We start from the raw sequence: 19,175 nt of genomic DNA, 5'->3' as shown, positions 1-19,175 counted from the left end.
GAAAGGCCGGCAACTCAACCGGCTTGCCCGGTGGCCAGCTCGTCGGCGGTGCGCTGCAGCTGCCGGGCCTGCCGCTGCAACTGGGTGGCCAGGTGGCGGCGGCGGGTCAGGTCGTCGGCCGCATCGGGGGCGGAGCCGGGGCGCAGGTGGCTGGTTACTAGATCGAGGGGGCCGCTGGAGTCGATGCGGGGCGTGCCGTCGGCGGTTTCGTAGCCTTCGAGGCGGCGGGCCATGTCGTTGAAGGCCTGGGCCACGGGCGCAAACTCGTCGTGGGCGCGCACGGGCAGACGCTGGTCGTAGTGGCCCTCGGCTACGCGCCGGATACCGGCCGTCAGCTCCTCCACCGGCCGGGTGAGGTAATCGGGGAAGCTGAAGATAAAGGAAACCGTGGCCAGAATGCCCAGCGTAGCCAGCAGCCCCAGCGTGCCGATGGTGCGGTTGGCAATGCGGCGGGTGCGCAGGCTTTGCTGCTCAATGGCCCGCAGGTTCAAAGTAGCCACCCGGCCCACCTGCCCGCGCACCTGCTGGTAGAGGCCGGCCGGCGCGGCGGCCTGGGCGGCGTACTGCCCAAACGAAGCTGCCAGCGAATCGGCCAGCTCCTGCTCGCCGGGCTCGGTGATGTTGCCCTGCTCGGCCCGCAGGCTGCGCCGGAAGGCAGCCTCGGCCCGGACCACCTCGGCCGCCGGCCCCGCCCGCCGCGCCTCCCGCACATCCGACAACGCATCGGACATGGCCCGGGCGTAGGCCACCGAACGGTAGTTGTCCTGCAGAGTAGCGGCCGAGCTGCGCGAGAGTTGGTAGAGGAAATACGCCCCCACCCCGCTCAGCAGCAGAATAATCACGAACAGAAAGCTCAGGCCCAGCGTGAGGCGGGCTTTGATGGTACGGGCCATGATGCGTGGTCAGCTAGAAGGTGAAACCATTGCCAGCCGCCGAACGAGAACTTACTCCCGCCCAGCGACTTGGCGTTAAGTATCTATAGTTTTTAAACGATTTTTCTACAGGTATTCAATTCCGCTTAAGAGTTCGTGTGCACGATGTAGAGACGCAATATTTTGCGTCTCGTCGTTGAACGACCGGGTCTGCTCACTACGGTGCAGTTATAACAACATCAGCAACGACGAGACGCAAAATATTGCGTCTCTACATCATGCACACGAAGCTCAAATACTCATATCTATCTACTCTAAAACGACAGCGCGATGCTGCTGGTGAGGTTGCCGTAGTTGCGGGTGGGGTTGCCGTTGCGGTCCGTCAGGAAGGGCTGGCGACCGTGGAAGGTGCGGCCCTCTACCCGGAACGTCACGTTACTGGTGGGCGCGTAGTCGAGGTTGAGCGAGGCGGCCTGCACCTTGAAATCGGTGGCGGCGGCTACCGGCGAAATGGTGCTGATGATGACGCCCCGGTCGGCGTTGTAGTACTCGGCGCGGGCGGCGGCGGTCCACTTATCGGCCAGCTTGTAGCGCACGAAGGCCGCGCCGGTGTGCCAGGTATCGGCCTTGCCGCCGCGTTGCTCACTCTCCTGCTTGCCCACGTCGAATACTAGGGCCAGGCTGAGGCGGTCGGTGGCGGCGTAGCTCACGTAGAAATCGTGGAAGTAGCGGCGGCGGCGCACCGAGTCCTGGGGCTGCTCGTTGCCGTAGAAGGTGCTGCTGTTGATGAGCAGCTTATCGGTGGGCTTCCACTGAATCTGGGTTCCCAGGGCCTTGGCCTGGTTGTTTTCGCGGATGTTCTGCCAGCCGTTGAGCACCAGCCCGGTCAGCGTCAGCTTGGGGCTCACCTCGTAGGTCAACCGCGCCCCGGCCTCGTAGTAAGGCGAGTTTTCGGCCATCAGCGAGCGGGTCAGCGTCCAGTTGTCCTTGCTGATAGCCGACTCAAACCCGATGTGCGAGCCGAAAATCCCCACGTCGAGCCAGGCTTTTTTGAAGGGCCGGAAGCCGGCGTAGGCTTCGTACAGATGTTTGAGCACCTGGTCCTCGGCCGCGTAGTTGGCCGATACGTAGGTGCCCGCGTGCAGGCCCAGGGCCCCGCGCACTTGCCCGTTGTCGTAGCGCAGCCCGATAACGGCGTTGTTCACCGTAAACTCGTTCTGGCGGTTGTGCGAGTACAGAAAGCCGGGCCGCTGGTTGGTGGCCGCGTGCTTGAAATCATAGCCATAATAGCCATCCACAAACCCGTAGGTAGTAAGCGGATTGGCCGGAGCCGCCGCAGCTGCCGTGGAATCGGGCGTGGTTTGGGCCATAGCAGCCGAAGCCGTGAGCAGCGCAGTAGCGGTAAGGAGAACCAGTAGTTTCATGGGGAGAGAAAGAATGCGGAGGACCTCACCCCCCGGCCCCCGGTTCGCTTGATGCGCGAAGCCACGGGGAGAGGGGGAGCCTGACGTTTTTTGATCAGGCGGGTGGCGGGGAAGTAATACGGAATTGAGGATGTAAAGCAACGAAAACGGGCCGGGAGGTAGTAGCGCGAACTGTGTAGTTCGCGCCCCCGCGCCGTTCGGCGGGTTGTCGTTCTGAGGCGCGAACTACAAAGTTCGCGCTACTGGCCACTGCCTCAGGCTACCAGTTGTAGCAGCAGCCACAGCAGCGCCAGGGCCAGCAGGGTGTAGCCGGGGCGGAAGCGGCGGCCGCGGTGCCGGTGGGCCCGCAGCCGCCAGTGGGCGCGGGCCCGATGCGCGGAGGCAGCCACTGGCTAGCGGTTCTGCAGGGCGTCGAGGGCCACGTTCAGGCGCAGCACGTTCACCCGGTCGGGGCCGAAGGCGCTGCGCTGGGTGTGCTCCGTCACCAGGGCCTGCACCTTGGCGGCATCGAGGTTGCGGGCCTTGGCTACGCGGGCTACCTGCACGGCGGCGGCGGCCGGCGAGAGGTGCGGGTCGAGGCCCGAGCCGGAGGCGGTGAGCAGCTCGGCCGGTACCTGGGCCTTGGTTATGCCGGGGTTCTGCACCAGAAACGTATCGAGGCGGGCCTGCACGGTGGCCAGGTAATCGGGGTTGCTGGGGCCTTTGTTGGAGCCGGCCGAGCCGGCGGCGTTGTAATCCACGGCCGAGGGGCGGCCCTGGAAGTACTCGGGCCGGGTGAAGTTCTGGCCCACGTTATCGTAGCCCACCACGCGGCCGTTGTGGCTGATGGTTTCGCCCTGCCCGCCGGCCGGGGCCAGCTGAGCTCCGGCCCACACCAAAGCGGGGTAAATCAGGCAGCACACCACCAGCAGCACAAGGGTCAGGCGGAATGCGGGAAGCAGGTTCTGTTTCATGGAAAAGGGAGCTAAAAAGCTAAGTCTAGAGCTAGTTCCCCTCCTTGGAAAGGAGGGGCTAGGGGTGGTTGATTCGTTGAACGATTCGGAATTGGGTCGTTCCGGTAAACAACATCAGCACGCGGGTCAACCACCCCAGCGTCGGCTGCGCCGCCGCGTCCCCTCCTCATCTGAGGAGGGGAGTTTTCTTTCTGATTTCTACAAAAACAACCCTACTACCAGGTCAATCACCTTGATGCCGATGAAGGGCACAATGACGCCGCCCAGGCCGTACACCAGCAGGTTGCGGCGCAGCAGGGCCGAGGCGCCGATGGGCTTGTAGGCCACCCCGCGCAGGGCCAGCGGCACCAGCAGCGGAATAATTACAGCGTTGAAAATCACGGCCGAAAGGATGGCCGACTGCGGCGACTTCAGGCCCATGATGTTGAGCGCGCCCAGGGCCGGAATGGCCACCATGAACAGCGCGGGCACAATGGCGAAGTACTTGGCCACGTCGTTGGCAATGCTGAAGGTGGTGAGCGTACCGCGCGTCATCAGCAGCTGCTTCCCGATTTCCACCACCTCAATGAGCTTGGTGGGGTCGTTGTCGAGGTCCACCATGTTGCCGGCCTCTTTGGCGGCCTGGGTGCCCGAGTTCATGGCCACGCCTACGTCGGCCTGGGCCAGGGCGGGGGCGTCGTTGGTGCCGTCGCCCATCATGGCTACCAGCTTGCCCTGCTGCTGCTCGCGGCGGATGTAGGTCATCTTATCCTCGGGCTTGGCCTCGGCAATGAAGTCGTCCACGCCGGCTTTTTCGGCAATAAACTTGGCCGTGAGCGGGTTGTCGCCGGTTACCATCACCGTCTTGATGCCCATTTTGCGCAGGCGCTCAAACCGCTCCTGAATGCCGGGCTTGATGATGTCCTGCAGCTCCACCACGCCCAGCACCTGGTCGTTCTGGCTGACCACCAGCGGGGTGCCGCCGTTGCTGGCAATGGCTTCCACGCGCTGGGTGGTTTCCTGGGGGAAAGGCTGGTTGGCGCGGGCGGCTAGCTGCCGGATGGCGTCGGAAGCGCCTTTGCGCAGGCGGGTGCCGTCGGGCAAAGTCACGCCCGAGCTGCGGGTTTCGGCCGTGAACTTGATCAGCTCAGCGCCCTGCAGGCGGGTGCGCAGACCGGCCACGTCGGAGCGGCGGGTTTCGCCGGCCAGCTCCACAATGCTCTTGCCCTCGGGTGTTTCGTCGGTGAGCGAGGCCAGGGTGGCGGCTTCTACCATCTGGGCCTCCGTGATGCCGGGGGCGGGCCAGAAGTGGGTGGCTTTGCGGTTACCGATGGTAATGGTGCCGGTTTTGTCGAGCAGCAGCACGTCGATGTCGCCTGCCGTTTCCACGGCTTTGCCACTTTTGGTGATGACGTTGGCGCGCAGGGCGCGGTCCATGCCCGCAATGCCGATGGCCGAGAGCAGCCCGCCGATGGTGGTCGGAATCAGGCACACAAACAGGGCAATGAAGGCCGAAATGGCAATGGGCGTATTGGAGTACTCGGCAAACGGGGCCAGCGTTACGCACACCAGCACAAACACCAGCGTAAACCCGGCCAGCAGAATGGTGAGGGCAATTTCGTTGGGCGTTTTCTGCCGCGAAGCGCCTTCCACCAAAGCAATCATCTTGTCCAGGAACGACTCGCCGGGGGCCGTCGTCACCACCACCTTAATGCGGTCCGACAGCACCTTGGTCCCGCCCGTCACGCTGGACTTATCCCCGCCGGCCTCCCGAATCACCGGGGCCGATTCGCCCGTAATGGCCGACTCGTCAATGGTAGCCAGACCCTCGATGATTTCGCCATCAGTGGGAATGATTTCGCCAGCTTCCACCAGGAAAATCTGGCCTTTCTGGAGCTGGGAGGAGGAAACCGACGACTCCTGACCGTTGGCATCAAGCACGCGGGCGGGCGTTTCCTCGCGGGTTTTGCGCAGGCTTTCGGCCTGGGCCTTGCCGCGGGCCTCGGCAATGGCCTCGGCAAAATTGGCGAACAGCAGCGTCAGGAACAGCACCACAAACACGGTGAAGTTGTAGCCGAACGAGCCCTGGGCGGCATCCGGCTTCACCAGCAGCCCCAGCGTCACGAGCAGCATCACCACCGTCCCGATTTCCACGGTAAACATCACCGGGTTGCGGAACATGATGCGCGGGTCGAGCTTCACGAACGCCTGTTTCACGGCCTCCGACACCAGCGCGGGTTGAAAGAGAGATTGAGATTTAGTTGACATGAGAGTAGAAGAGGCTATATGGTTCCCCTCCTTTTTTCAAGGAGGGGTGCCCGAAGGGCGGGGTGGTTCATTCGTTGCTGATGTTGTTTTTAATTGGCTGATAGACTGTTCAACTAAACAACATCAGCACGCGGGTCAACCACCCCAGCGTCGGCTGCGCCGCCGCGTCCCCTCGCCGCTTGATGCGCGGAATCATCTGAGGAGGGGAGTTTTCGTTCTGCTTAATACAGCGAGAAATGCTCGGCCAGCGGCCCTAACGCCAGGGCCGGGAAGAAGGCCAGGGCGGCAATGATGACGATGACGGCCAGCACCATCACCCCGAAGGTGGCCGTGTCGGCGGGCAGGGTGCCTGCGCTTTCGGGCACGTACTTCTTGCGGGCCAGCAGGCCGGCAATGGCTACCGGGCCCACAATGGGCAGGAAGCGGGCCAGCAGCAGCACTACGCCGGTGCTGATGTTCCACCAGGGCGTGTTGTCGCCGAGGCCCTCGAAGCCGGAGCCGTTGTTGGCCGAGGCGGAGGTAAACTCATACAGCATCTCGGAGAAGCCGTGGTAGCCGGGGTTGGCCAGCCAGCCGCTGTACTCGGTGGGGTTGCCGGCGTAGAGGTGAGCCGTGAGGGCCGTGCCGGCCAGAATCAGCAGCGGGTGCAGCAGCGTCACGATGACGGCAATTTTCATCTCGCGGGCCTCAATCTTCTTACCCAGCAGCTCGGGCGTGCGGCCCACCATCAGGCCGGCAATGAACACGGCAATAATCAGGTAGGCGAAGAAGTTGAGCAGACCCACGCCGCAGCCGCCGTAGAAGGCGTTGGTCATCATGCCCAGCATCTGGCTCATGCCCGAAATCGGCATGAACGAGTCGTGCATGGAGTTGACGGAGCCACAGCTAATGACGGTGTTGGTGATGCTCCAGTAAGCCGAAGCCGCGGCCCCGAGGCGGATTTCCTTGCCTTCCATAGCCCCCAGCGCCTGGTCGACGCCGAGCTTGGCAATGGCGGGGTTGCCGTGCATCTCATAATATACAGTGGGGGCCAGCAAAGCCACGAAACCCACCGTCATCACCCCAAAAATCATGTAAGCCAGCTTGCGGCGCTTCAGGTAGAAGCCCAGCGCAAACACCATGGCAATGGGGATAATCACCAGGGCAATATTCTCGACGGCGTTGGTGATAAAGTTGGGGTTTTCGAGGGGGTGGGCTGAGTTGGCGCCGTAAAAACCGCCCCCGTTGGTACCCAGCTCCTTGATAGCTACCATGGCGGCCACCGGCCCGCGGCTCACCGCCACCGAGTCGCCCTGCAGGGAAATCAGCTCCTGCTTGCCCTGCAGCGTCATGGGCGTGCCGTTGAAGGCCAGGATGAGGGCAATCAGCAGCGAACCGGGCAGCAGCAGGCGGGTGAGGCTCTTCACGAAGTAGTCGTAGAAGTTGCCCAGCTTCTCAGTGGTGCGCGTCTGCAGGGCGTTGAACACCACCACGGCCGCCGCAATGCCGGTAGCGGCACTCACAAACTGCAGGAAGGTAATCACCACAATCTGCGAGAGGTACGACAGGCCCGATTCGCCGGAATAGTGCTGCAGGTTGCAGTTCACCAGAAAGGAAATGGCCGTGTTGAATGCCAGATCGGGCGACATCGAGGGGTTGCCGTCGGGGTTGAGCGGCAGGCTGCCCTGGGTGCACAGCACCAGCATGGCCAGCAGGAACCACACCAGGTTGATGGTGAGCAGCGCCACCATGTGCTGCTGCCACGTCATCTCGCGGCGGGCATCAATGCCCGAAAGCCGGTAGATGCCATTCTCGACGGGCCGCAGGAAGTCGAGCAGGTTCTTTTCGCCCCGGAACACCCGGGCCAGATACGCGCCCAGCGGCAGGGCCAGCACCAGCGTAACGAGGTATATTCCGCCGATGCTGAGTAGTTCGTTGTTCATTTTCGGTGAGTTGTCAGTTATTGGTTGTCAGTTGCTAGTTATTCGTTGTCAGTTGTCGACTTTATCGTTATCAGGCAGGATAAACCGCTTGATAACCAGCGCCTGACAACTGACAACCAGCAACTGACAACTAGAAGCGCTCCGGGCGCAGCAGCACGTAGCAGAGGTAGCCGAACGTGGCGAGGGAGAGGAAAAACAGGGTGACCATCATGGCGCGACGGGGTTAGATCTGGTCGAAGAAATCGACGGACTTGTAGAAGAGCCAGAAACCGGCCAGGCCGGCGGCCGTGAGCAGGGGAATCATCAGAAGCGGAGCCATTGGCAAAGCGAAAAAGCAGCAGCCCTAAGGCAGCATGGTGGTGTGCGGATAGTGATAGGTCTGGTAGAGGCGGCTGGGCATGAGCTGACGGGCCAGCTGGTTGCCGTAGGTACTGCCATCGAGGTGCAGGCAGTGCAGGTACACATTTTCGATGGCGCGGGCCAGGTAAGCGTCGCCCTGGCGTAGCAGGCGGTCGGCCACCTCGAAGCAGCGCTTGAGCAGGGCCAGCTGGCCGGCCTCGGCGGCTTCGCGGGTGAATGTGGCAAAGCAGCTCAGCTGCCGGTACAGGCTCTGGCGCGTGGCCGGCACCTGCAGTTCCGCCCCCAGTTCGGGGAAGCTTTCCAGCAATAGGGTGGCGGTTTCGGAAGAAGAAGTCATCTGACGAGATGAAAAGAAGTGGAACGGGTCCGTAAGTGAGCCGTGCGTCGGCGGGGCATGGCGCTGGGCTGGTTGTCAGGCACCCCAGCACCGGCCCCGGTTCGGTCCGTTTGCCGAATCGACGAATGGCTCGGGCGGCTTCTTGCCAATCCGGGCCCACATCCGGCCACCACCCACCATTTTCACCGCATCAATCTGATTATCAGTTCAAAATATTTTTACCTCTCTCCCACCCCGCGCCCTAAGCACAAAAAAACCGGGTCATTCTGACCCGGTGTGGCGGTCAGAATAACCCGGTTTGGTAGGGTGCCGGAAACGCGACGCTTAGTGCGGCGGCTCACAAGGAGCTATGTTTGGAGCTTTTATTAGATCCTATCTGAAAGTCGTATGATTGAAGCACACGGTTGGATTACGCTCAAGTACAGTGATTATCACTCGGAGGATCAGTCACAGAATGATTTTGTGTACAACTTCCGCAGCTTCTTACAGCAGCATTACAACTGGATTTTGCAGGAAAATATGGGGCGCGTAGTTAACCGTAACGGGTTAGTATCCTTCTCGATTGATGTGCGGCACAATCATCCTGGCGAGTCATTCTACCCGCTGGAAATTTTTGCTTGGGTAGCGCAGCACTCCACCGGCAGCTATGGTCTGCTCTACGTCTACGACGATGAAGATTCCACCAACACTTTTCAAGTGTGGGTGCTGAAGCGCGGCCAGTTGCTTAAAGCTCCCGCAGATCCGTTCCTGTCACCGTATCATGAGGAGGTAGAGAGGGAATACGACGAGAACAACCCACCCCTCGACTGATTACAGCCCGTACTCCTGAATCTTGCGGTAGAGCGTTTTGGTGCCGATGCCGAGCTGGCGGGCGGCTTCCATCTTGTTGCCGCCGGTGTCGTGGAGCACCTGGCGGATCTGGCGCTTTTCCAGGGTGCGCAGGCTATTGTCGGAGGCTTCGTCGGTGGTGGGGGCGGCGGGCAGGTAGTGGAACTCGGCGGGCAGGTCGTCGGTGGTGAGCGTGTCGCCGTCGGCCAGGATGGCGGCGCGCTCCAGCACGTTTTTCAGCTCCCGTACGTTGCCGCGCCAGTCGTGGCGGCGCAGCTGCTCCAGCACCTCGGGCTCTAGGCCGCGCAGGCGGCGGCGCAGCTTACCGGCGAAGAATTGAAGGAAGTATTCGGCCAGCAGCGGCACGTCCTCGCGCCGCTCGTTCAGGCCCGGCACCGGCACCGTAAACACGGCTAGGCGGTAATACAAATCGGGCCGGAAATGGCCGGCTTCGGCTTCCTGGCGCAGGTTGCGGTTGGTGGCCGCCACGATGCGCACGTTCACGCTGGTGGGCTTGGTGTCGCCGAGCTTGGTGAACTGCTGGGTTTCCAGCACCCGCAGGAACTTGGCCTGCACGTTCAGCTCCAGCTCCCCAATTTCATCCAGGAACAAGGTGCCGCCGTTGGCTTCTTCCAGCAACCCTTTCTTATCCGTCAGCGCGCCCGTAAACGCGCCCTTCTTGTAACCAAACAGCTCCGATTCCAGCAAATCCTTGGGGAAAGCCGAGCAGTTCACGGCCACAAACGGCTTGCTGCGGCGCGGACTGGCTTGGTGAATGGCTTGGGCGAATAGCTCTTTGCCCGCGCCGGTGGGGCCTTCCAGCAGCACGGTGCTGTCGGTGGGGGCCGCGCGCTCGGCCAGCTTGCGTGCCTGCAGCAGCGCCTGGGAGCGGCCAATCATGCTGTCGAAGCTATACTGAGCGCCTACCTTCTTTTCCAGGTCGGCCACGCGGCGCTGCAGGCGGGCTTTTTCGGCGGCGCGGTCCACTACCACCAGCAACTGGTCGTCGGAGTCGCCCTTGGTGAGGTAGTCGAAGGCACCCTCCTTCATGGCCCGCACGCCGTCGGGAATGGTACCGTAGGCTGTCATCAGAATGACTTCGGCCAGCGGGGCCACCTGCTTGTAGCGCGGCAGCAGGTCGAGGCCGTAGCCGTCGGGCAGCTTCACGTCGCTTAGCACTACCAGAACGTCTTCGGCGTGCTGGCGCAGCAGCTCCAGGCCGCGGCGGGCGTCGGGGGCCTGCAACACGGTGTAGTCTTCCAGCTCCAGCACCCGGGCCAGCATCTGGCGCAGGCTGGTTTCGTCGTCGATGAGCAGCAGGGTTCCGGTAGGCATGGCGGCAGGGTGGATTGGGCTAATTCACAAAAAAACCCGACTCAGCAGGGCTAAATCGGGTTTTGATAGTTCAGAAGCCAGGAAAAGAAGAACAGAAGTCTAACTTCTCACTTCTATCCTCTCACTTCTAAAAAGAGTGGAGCCGCAGGGATTCGAACCCTGGTCCAGACAAGGAAGGCGTCGAGCTTTCTACGTATGTATCTATGCTTGAATTTTCGAGGGAAACCAGGCGCACATCAGGCCCTTGATTTCCCCTTATCTGTTTGAGTTTCGCGCAGGCGTCACAGCGCCACCTACGCTATCCTAACTCTTACGACGCCCCGAACTCACCCGTGAGAAGGAATACGGGTGCGGGACGATGGCAGTGCGTAGTTCTAAACTAGGCAGCCATGGCGTAGCTATACTCGCCAGTTATTGTTTGGACGGCTTTTTTTACGGGAGATTCATCCAACTCCCGACACGCTTACTCGCGACATGCACAAGCTGTCAATTCCGGTCGGCCCCAATTGAGAAAGAACAAACCCGCCACCGAGGTAGCGGGGTGCGAATGTACGCACATCGGGAAGAAAACGTTGCCAACGGCCGAAAATGTTCCGTTTTGTTATGCTGACCGCAGGGATAAATCTGGGTAAATCGTTGGATGAATAATCCGTTATGCAGAGCCGGAGGCGAAGCATCTCGCGTGCTGACGTTGCCATACAATTCATACGTCAGTACGCGAGATGCTTCGCCTCCGGCTCTGCATGACAGGCGGCTACTTCACTGCCACCTTATCGGGCTGGAAGGCGGGGGCACCGGTTTGCCACAGGCCGAAGGCCATCAGGTCGGCAATGCTTTCGAACTGCTTGAGGCGGGAGTCGCCCATGCCGTGGCCGGCTTCGTAGTCGGTGAAGAACAGCACGGGCCGGCTGCCGGCGTTGCTGGCCTGCAGGCGGGCAGCAAACTTGGCCGGCTGCCAGGCAATGACGCGCGGGTCGTTGAAGCCAGCCGTGACAAGGGTGGCCGGGTACTGGGTGCCGGGCTTGAGGTGGTGATAGGCGTCCATTTCCAACAGGGCCCGGGCCTCTTCCTCCTTGGTCATGGTGCCGAACTCGGGCACGTTGACGGGGCCGTTGGGCGAGTTTTCCATGCGCACCGTGTTCAGGCAGCCCACTTCCGGAATGGCGGCGGCAAACAGGTCGGGCCGCTCCGTCATGGCCCGACCGATAAGGATGCCGCCGGCGCTGCCGCCGTTGATGGCAATTTTACCGGGCGCGGTGTAGCTGTTCTTGGTCAGGTACTCGGCGCAGGCAATGAGGTCTTTCCATGTGTTGGGCTTGGTGGCTTTCTGACCAGCTTTGTGCCAGGCCTCGCCCAGCTCGCCCCCGCCCCGCACGTGCGAGCAGGCCAGAATGCCGCCCTGCTGCGCCCACAGCAAAAACGGCGGCATGAACGTGGGCTCCATAGAAACGGAATACGCCCCGTAGCCCACCATCAGCACCGGAGCCGAGGCGTCGCGCTTCAGGCCCTTTGGGTAAATCAACGACAGCGGCACCTGTACCCCGTCGTGCGAGGGCACCAGCACTTCCTCCACCACCAGCCCGGCAAACTCCGGGTACTGCGCCTCCGACGACAGCGGCTCGGCCGTGAACTGCCCGCTGGCCGGGCTGTAGCGGTAGCGCTGCCGGTCGGTGGTCCAGCCGCCCAGCGTCACCCACACGTCCGACGACTGCGCGTTCTTATTGGTCAGCTCGATGCGGCCGGCGGCGCGGGGCAGCTTCAGCTCCTGCGCGGCCTTCCCGCCCCGGGGCACGAAGTACAACCGGGCCTCTACCCCGTTGCGGCTGCGCACGAAGTACACGCCGTCCTTGGTGGTTTTCAGCTGCTCGTCCATGATGGATTCGTCGGCGCTTTCAGGCACCAGCACCTCGGCCGCGGCCACGTTGGGGCGGGCGGCGGGCATGCGCATGAGCTTCTGCCGGGGCGTATTGCGGGCCGTCACGAAGTAAATGTGCTGCTCGTCGGTCACGAAGTTGGTGACTTCATCGGCGGGCCGAAACAGGGGCTGCCACGGGATATTGGGCTTGGTGAGGGCCGCCGCCGGGGCGTAGAACACGTTCAGGTAACGGTCCACGGAGTACAGGAAGCCATAGGCCAGCTTCGTGTCCCGGTCGATGCCGGCGTAGGGGTAATCGGAGGGCTTGATGCCGAGCTTCGGGTAGAGCTGGCTGGAGAAGATGACCTGATCCTGGGCCACGGGCGTGCCCACGCGGTGCAGGCGGCACTGGGTGTTCTGGCGGGCGGCCATGTCCTTCAGGTCGCCGTTGTTGAAGGGCAGGTAGGCCAGGGTCTGGTTGTCGGGCAGCCACTCGCCACCACCCCGGTTCAGCGGAATCTGCTCGGGGAAGAGCTTACGGGTTTTCACGTCCATAATCAGCGTGTTACCCAACTCCGAACCCTTTTCACTGATGCCGAACGATACCTTGGAGCCGTCGGGGCTGGGCGCGAAGCCGTTGATGTTGTACACCTTGCCTTTTTCGTAGGCTTCGGGGTCGAAGAGCAGCACTTCCTGGCCCTTGTACCCGTCGCGGCAGTAGAGCTTGGGCTGCTGGTCCTGGGGGCGGGATTTGTAGTAGAAGTACCGGTCGTTGTCGGCCACGCGCAGGTCGGTTACGCGGGCTGCCTTGCGCTTATCGATTTCCACCATTTTATCAATCAGCCCCTGCCGGCCCGGAATGGCGTCGAGGGTGCGGCGGGCGTACTCGCTCTGGGCTTTCATCCAGGCAGCCACGGCGGGGTCCTGCAGGTTTTCCAGGTTGCGGTACGGGTCGTCCACCTTCACCCCGAAATAGGTGTCGGAAGCCGCTCCCGTGGGCGCGGCGGGCACGGATGGCTGGGCCAGGGTGGCGGTACTCAGCAGCAGGCCGCCCAGCAGCGGCAACAGTACGGGGTGTTTCATGGGGAAAACGGGTAGGGAAACAAAACAGTCAGCAGCACCTTCACCACGGGGCCGGCTGCATTGCCCCAAATACTACCAAATCAGCTGGTTACTGCTTTCATAAAGGAAAGGCAGCGTGCCTGGCAGGCATTTCAAAACCTGCTGCGGATCGGCGCACAAATAGAAAATAAATTCTATTAAATATAATCATAATCACATCATCGTGTGACTAGCCGGGCGGCTATAATCCGGGAGTAAATCCGGTAGTCGGTGGCGGCAGTCGGGCGGAATCGGGCGGGCGGTTGCGTATCTTTGCCCCTAGCTCGTATGGAAAATTTTGTCGTTTCGGCCCGGAAGTACCGCCCGGCCACGTTTCGCAGCGTGGTGGGGCAGCAGCACGTCACCACCACTTTGCAGAACGCCATTGCCTCGCAGCATTTGGCTCAGGCGTTTCTGTTCTGCGGCCCCCGGGGCGTGGGCAAAACCACCTGCGCCCGGATTCTGGCCAAAACCATCAACTGCGAGTTCGTGGAGGAGCACGTGCGCAAAAGCCGGCCGGTTTCGGAGCTGATCAACACCCAGCCCGACATCGTACCCGACGCGCTGCTCAACGCCGCCGACCCCGACAACACGCCTTTCGAGCTGGAAGCCTGCGGCAAGTGCTCCTCGTGCCGGGCCTTCCAGGAAAACGCCTCCTTCAACGTGCACGAGCTGGATGCCGCCTCCAACAACTCGGTGGAGGACATCCGTAGCCTAGTGGAACAGGTGCGCTACGCCCCCCAGCAGGGCCGCTTCAAGGTGTACATCATCGACGAAGTGCACATGCTTTCGAATGCGGCCTTCAACGCGTTTCTGAAAACGCTGGAGGAGCCGCCGAGCTACGCCATATTCATCCTGGCCACCACCGAGCGGCACAAGATTATTCCCACCATTCTGTCGCGGTGTCAGATTTTCGACTTCAACCGCATCAAGGTGGACGACATGCGCAACCACCTGCGATACGTGGCCACCCAGGAGCAGATTCAGGCCGAAGACGACGCCCTACACCTGCTGGCTCAGAAGGCCGACGGCGGCCTGCGCGACGCCCTGAGCATGTTCGACCAGATGGTGACCTTCTCGGGCCAGAACCTGCGCTACCAGGATGTGGTGCAGAACCTGCACATTCTGGATTACGAGTACTATTTCCGGCTGATTGACGCCCTGCTGACCGAAAACCTGAGCGCTACGCTGCTGCTGCTGGACGAGGTGATGCAGCAGGGCTTCGACCTGCACAACTTTGTGGTGGGCGCCGCTGAGCACCTGCGCGGCCTGCTGGTGTGCAAGGACCCCGTGACGGTGCAGCTGCTGGAAGTGTCCGACAACATCCGGGCGCGCTACGTGCAGCAGGCCCAGGCCGCTCCACTGCCCTTCCTGCTCTCGGCCCTGAACCTGGTAAGCCTCTGCGACCGGGAGTTCAAGCAGGCCAAAAACCAGCGCCTGCACGTGGAGCTCACGCTGATGAAGCTGGCCTACCTCAACAGCGCCGTGCAGTTTGCCCGCGACCTGCAGGGCGGCGCGGCCGCACCAGCCACCAACGGCGAAGCGAAAAAAAAAAGCCCTGATGCAGCCGTAGCAGCAGCTCCGGCCACTCCCGCCCCACTGGTGGCCCCAGTAGCACCCGCTGCAACCGGCCGCCTAGTGGCCGACGGTACGGCCGAAGCCCCCGCCGCCTACAGCCAAACTACTAACTCGCCTCCACCTAAGCTAAGCACTAATCACCAGGCACTAAGCACTACCAACCTCGCTCACGCCCCCGCCGACCCCGAGCCCATTGTGCCGGTAGAAAGCGGCGTAGAAGAACTGCACGACACGCCCAGCATCGAGGATGAAGCGGCTACCCAGGTGCCCGCCACGCCCCAGCTGCGCGACTCGGTGCCGCACGTGGAAATTGGCCGCCCCAGCATTGCCGGCCACGAGCCGGGGCAGACGGCCGTAACGGCCGCGCCCCTGCCTCCGCCACGCCCGGGTATGCCTCCGGCCGGCAAGCCGTTGGGCCTGGGTACCAAGCTGCCCGGGCTGGGCAGCCTGAGCGCCATGAAGGCCCAGCTGGAGCAGAAAGCCGCCGCCGGTAAAGCCGCCACGGAGGCCGAGCCCAGCGGCCCCGTTACCGGCCTGCCCGCCATCAACGATGAGCTGCTGCAGCGGGTATGGAAGGAACTGACCGAGGAGCGCAAGGCCATCAGTCCCAGCCAGTACAGCCTACTCAATCGCCCTATACAGGCCAATGAACAGCACCTCATTACGCTGCGCGTGGATAACCCCGTGCAGGAAGACCAGTTCAACGAAATGCGGGCCGAGTTGCTGGGCGAGCTGCGCCGCCGTACCGGCTACCCCCGCCTAAGCGTGCAGGTGGAAATAGTGGAGCGCGTGGATACCGGCCGCAAGCTCTACACCTCCTCCGACCGCATGGAGTATCTGATGGAAAAATACCCCGTGCTGGGCGAAATGAAGCAGCGCCTGGGTCTGGATGTCGACTAGCGCACGGATTTTAGCGGATTAGTCGGATTGCGTGGGTGATTCTGGCTAATTTTCAGCGAAAGGGACAGCCTAGCAGCCGTCCCTTTTTTGGTGTACACGGCAGAACATGGACTACCGTTCCTTGCCAGCACACGGCTCATCATCGTTCACGCAATCCGACTAATCCGCCCCGGTCCGAAAGAATCCGTAATCCGCTCATAAGCAATTTTCCGCACTTTGCGGGCGAGGGGCCTGAGTGGCGCTTTTTATTCCCGGGGGGGCGGCCTATCTTTGGCCCTTATCCTTTTCCCGCTCTGCTTTCCGCGTCCGCTTTCCCGTGAAAAAACCTCTGCTGCTCCTCGTTCCGGCCCTGGCGACGCTCGGTCTTACTCAGTGCCAGACCAGTAAGCCGGCTGCTACCACTCCGGTAGCACCTACCGAAACCGCCGCCGCCCCGGCCCCGCAGCAGAAGGAATACCGCTACCAGATGGTGGAAGGCGACCCGCTCAAGGCCCGCATCTACACTCTCGATAACGGCCTGACCGTTTACCTCTCCGACTACAAGGACGCCCCCCGCATTCAGACCTACCTGGCCGTGCGGGCCGGCTCCAAAAATGACCCCAGCACTGCTACCGGCCTGGCTCACTACCTGGAGCACATGGTGTTCAAAGGCACCTCGCGGCTGGGCACCCAGAACTGGGCTGCCGAGAAAGTGGAGCTGGACAAGATTGAGGCCCTCTACGAGCAGTACCGCGCCCAGCGCAACGACCCCGCCGCCCGTAAGCGCACTTACCACCAGATCGACTCGATTTCGGGCGTGGCGGCCAAATACGCTGTGGCCAACGAGTACGACAAGGTGATGGGCGCCATCGGGGCCAAGGGTTCCAACGCCTACACCTCTGTGGAGCAGACGGTGTACCAGGAGGACATTCCGAGCAACCAGCTGGAGAAATGGGCCGCCGTGCAGGCCGAGCGCCTCGGCGAGATGGTGCCGCGCCTGTTCCACACCGAGCTGGAGGCCGTGTACGAGGAGAAAAACCGCGGCCTCGACTCCGACTTCCGCAAGGAATACGAGGCCCTGAGCGCCAGCCTCTACCAGAAGCACGAGTACGGCACCCAGACCACCATCGGGACCATCGACCACCTGCAGAACCCGTCCATTACCGAAATCAAGAAGTATTTCGGCCAGTACTACGTGCCCAACAACGTAGCCCTGTGCCTGAGCGGTGACCTGGACTACGACCAGACCATCCGGGTAATTGACCAATATTTCGGCAAGCTGCAGCCCAAGCCGGTGCCATCCTTCACGCCCGCCCAGGAAGCGCCCATTACCGCGCCCATCGTGAAGCAGGTGCTGGGTCCTGATGCCGAAAACGTGATGCTCGGCTTCCGCCTGCCCGGCACCAATACCCGTGAGGCGCTGGTGCTGCGCATGATTGACAAGATCCTGAGCAACGGTCAGGCCGGGTTGATTGACCTCGACCTGAACCAGAAGCAGGCCGTGCTGAGCGCCGCCTCGTTTACCGACATCAACAACGACTACTCCTCGCACATCCTCTACGCCACGCCCCGCCAGGGCCAGAAGCTGGAGCAGGTGCGCGACCTGCTGCTGAGTGAGCTGAACAAGGTGAAGCAGGGCAACTTCCCGGAGTGGCTGATTCCGGCCATCATCAACAACGAGCAGCTGCAACGTACCAAGAGTTACGAAAGCAACGAGGCCCGCGCCGGTGCCTTCGTGGCCGCCTTCGTGGCCCGCGCGGACTGGAAGGACTACCTCAAGCAGACGGACGACTTCGGCACCATTACCAAGGAGGAAGTGATGCGCGTGGCCAACCAGTACTACGGCCCCGGCTACGCCCTGGTGTACAAGCGCACCGGCCAGGACCCCAACAAGGTGAAGGTGGTGAAGCCCGCCATTACGCCCGTGCCCGTGAACCGCGAGGTGGCCTCCGACTTCTACAAGCAGGTAACGGCCAAGTCCTCCCCCGCTTTGCAGCCGGTGTTCCTCGATTACAAAAAGGACATTCAGGAGACCAAGCTGGCCTCGGGCGTGCCGGTGTACTACACCCACAACGAAGAAAATAACCTCTTCAACCTGTACTACGTGCTCGATTTGGGCACGAACAACGACCCCAAACTGGGCCTCGCCACCGACTACCTGCAGTACCTGGGCACCGGCAAGTACACCGCCGCCCAGCTCCAGCAGGAGTTCTACAAGCTGGGCTGCTCCTTCGCCGTACAAAGCGGCCAGGACCGCACCTACGTGAGCCTCTCTGGCCTCGACAGCAACTTTGAGCAGGCACTGCAATTGTTTGAGAGCCTGCTGGCCGCGCCCAAGCCCGACGCGGCGGCGTTGCAGAACATGGTTGCTGGCGTGCTGAAAGCCCGTCAGGATGCCAAGCTCAACAAAGGCGTGATTCTGAACCAGGCCCTGGTGAACTACGCCAAGTACGGCGCGAAAAACCCCTTCACCAGCCAGCTGAGCGAGAAAGAGCTAAAGGCCCTGAAGCCCGAGCAGCTCACCAGCCTCATCCAGAAGCTCCCGACCTACCAGCACCGGGTGCTGTACTACGGACCGCGTAAAGTGGAGGGAATAGCCACTGCAACTGTTTCCACTAACGGTGACGAGAAAGGACGACGGGAATGGGAATCGGCTACAGGTATCGTAAATACCTTAAATCAACTGCACCGCGTACCTGCCAAGCTCACCCCTGCCCCAGCCACCAAGGACTTTGCTGAGCAGCCGCTGACGGACCGCAAAGTATACTGGGTGGATTACAACATGGTGCAGGCCGAAATCCTGTTCCTGAGCAAAGGCCCCGTGTACGACAAGGGCCTGGTGCCCACCACCAGCCTCTACAACGAGTACTTCGGGGGCAGCATGGGCAGCATCGTGTTTCAGGAACTGCGCGAGTCGAAGGCCCTGGCCTACTCGGCTTCCTCGCGCTTTGCCTCGGCCGATAAGGCCGGCCGCAGCTCCTACAACCTCAGCTACATCGGCACCCAGAGCGACAAGCTGCCCGAGGCCATGGCCGGCATGAACACCCTGCTCAACGATATGCCCGCCGCCGAGGCTAACCTGCAAATCGCCAAGGACGCCATCCGCAACAGCATTGCCACGGAGCGCATCACCAAGTCGGACATCCTGTTCAGCTACGAGCGGGCCAAGCGCCTGGGCCTCGACTACGACCTGCGCCGCGACGTGTACGAGCAGACGCCTAACATGAGCTTCCAGGACCTGCTCAAATTCCAGCAGGCCCGCGTGAAAGGCCAGCCCCAGACCATCCTGGTCATCGGCAGCAAAGACCGCCTCAATTTCAAGGAACTGGCCAAGTACGGCCAGGTCCAGCAACTTACCCTGAAAGAGATTTTCGGGTACTGACGCCGCCTGTCATCCTGAGCGGAGCGAAGGACCTTACCACGTCAGAACAAGTTGTTCAACGACTAGCCAACGTGATAAGGTCCTTCGCTCCGCTCAGGATGA

Annotated in this window: 13 protein-coding genes and 1 other RNA gene; 3 read left to right on the top strand and 11 right to left on the bottom strand. The window is 61.9% G+C overall.

Translation table 11 applies throughout. The features are described from left to right. Positions 1 to 14: 14 nt before the first annotated feature. The 8 genes from EI291_RS15965 to EI291_RS15935 all read right to left on the bottom strand — a co-directional run bounded on the left by EI291_RS15965 (position 15) and on the right by EI291_RS15935 (position 8,115). Complete coding sequence (locus tag EI291_RS15965; protein WP_125422120.1) at positions 15 to 893, bottom strand: HAMP domain-containing protein; 879 nt, start codon at positions 891 to 893, stop codon at positions 15 to 17. A 293-nt stretch (positions 894 to 1,186) separates the two neighbouring features. Then, positions 1,187 to 2,296 (bottom strand): porin, encoded by a 1,110-nt coding sequence (locus tag EI291_RS15960; protein ID WP_125422117.1) that lies wholly within the window; start codon positions 2,294 to 2,296, stop codon positions 1,187 to 1,189. Positions 2,297 to 2,550: 254 nt separating this feature from the next. After that, positions 2,551 to 2,685, bottom strand: coding sequence for a hypothetical protein (locus EI291_RS23365; RefSeq protein WP_261990105.1), 135 nt, complete (start codon positions 2,683 to 2,685; stop codon positions 2,551 to 2,553). 3 nt (positions 2,686 to 2,688) lie between these two features. Further along, positions 2,689 to 3,249, bottom strand: a complete 561-nt coding sequence (gene kdpC, locus EI291_RS15955) for a potassium-transporting ATPase subunit KdpC (protein ID WP_125422114.1) — start codon at positions 3,247 to 3,249, stop codon at positions 2,689 to 2,691. Between the two features lie 198 nt (positions 3,250 to 3,447). Next, positions 3,448 to 5,496, bottom strand: a complete 2,049-nt coding sequence (kdpB, locus tag EI291_RS15950) for a potassium-transporting ATPase subunit KdpB (protein ID WP_125422111.1) — start codon at positions 5,494 to 5,496, stop codon at positions 3,448 to 3,450. Between the two features lie 221 nt (positions 5,497 to 5,717). Beyond that, complete coding sequence (gene kdpA / locus EI291_RS15945) at positions 5,718 to 7,418, bottom strand: potassium-transporting ATPase subunit KdpA (RefSeq protein WP_125422108.1); 1,701 nt, start codon at positions 7,416 to 7,418, stop codon at positions 5,718 to 5,720. Positions 7,419 to 7,548: 130 nt separating this feature from the next. Continuing rightward, complete coding sequence (kdpF, locus tag EI291_RS23550) at positions 7,549 to 7,626, bottom strand: K(+)-transporting ATPase subunit F (protein WP_125422174.1); 78 nt, start codon at positions 7,624 to 7,626, stop codon at positions 7,549 to 7,551. 135 nt (positions 7,627 to 7,761) lie between these two features. Further along, entirely contained in the window at positions 7,762 to 8,115 is a 354-nt protein-coding gene (locus tag EI291_RS15935; protein ID WP_052346111.1) for a DUF7674 family protein, read from the bottom strand. Positions 8,116 to 8,502: 387 nt separating this feature from the next. Between EI291_RS15935 and EI291_RS15930 the strand changes: the two genes are divergently transcribed. After that, positions 8,503 to 8,925 (top strand): Imm7 family immunity protein, encoded by a 423-nt coding sequence (locus EI291_RS15930; protein ID WP_125422105.1) that lies wholly within the window; start codon positions 8,503 to 8,505, stop codon positions 8,923 to 8,925. On the opposite strand, the gene EI291_RS15925 is transcribed toward EI291_RS15930, so the two are convergent. The 3 genes from EI291_RS15925 to EI291_RS15915 all read right to left on the bottom strand — a co-directional run bounded on the left by EI291_RS15925 (position 8,926) and on the right by EI291_RS15915 (position 13,216). After that, positions 8,926 to 10,278 carry a sigma-54-dependent transcriptional regulator gene (locus EI291_RS15925; protein WP_125422102.1) on the bottom strand — a complete coding sequence of 451 codons (1,353 nt, stop codon included), beginning with the start codon at positions 10,276 to 10,278 and terminating at the stop codon, positions 8,926 to 8,928. A 134-nt stretch (positions 10,279 to 10,412) separates the two neighbouring features. Then, positions 10,413 to 10,782: a transfer-messenger RNA gene (gene ssrA, locus EI291_RS15920) on the bottom strand. 250 nt (positions 10,783 to 11,032) lie between these two features. After that, the gene (locus EI291_RS15915; protein ID WP_125422099.1) at positions 11,033 to 13,216 is read right to left on the bottom strand and encodes a prolyl oligopeptidase family serine peptidase; all 2,184 of its coding nucleotides are present in this window, start codon (positions 13,214 to 13,216) and stop codon (positions 11,033 to 11,035) included. A gap of 306 nt (positions 13,217 to 13,522) precedes the next feature. Between EI291_RS15915 and dnaX the strand changes: the two genes are divergently transcribed. Together dnaX and EI291_RS15905 are read left to right on the top strand one after the other, a co-directional pair. Then, positions 13,523 to 15,712: a DNA polymerase III subunit gamma/tau gene (gene dnaX / locus EI291_RS15910; RefSeq protein ID WP_125422096.1), complete on the top strand. Its 2,190-nt coding sequence runs from the start codon at positions 13,523 to 13,525 to the stop codon at positions 15,710 to 15,712. A gap of 316 nt (positions 15,713 to 16,028) precedes the next feature. Beyond that, positions 16,029 to 19,073: a M16 family metallopeptidase gene (locus EI291_RS15905; protein ID WP_240635566.1), complete on the top strand. Its 3,045-nt coding sequence runs from the start codon at positions 16,029 to 16,031 to the stop codon at positions 19,071 to 19,073. The last annotated feature ends 102 nt before the right edge of the window (positions 19,074 to 19,175 follow it).

This window comes from Hymenobacter rigui (assembly GCF_003944715.1).
GTDB classification, from domain to species: Bacteria; Bacteroidota; Bacteroidia; order Cytophagales; family Hymenobacteraceae; genus Hymenobacter; species Hymenobacter rigui.
Note: the sequence above shows the minus strand (reverse complement) of the source record. Positions and strands in the feature narration are given on the sequence as shown.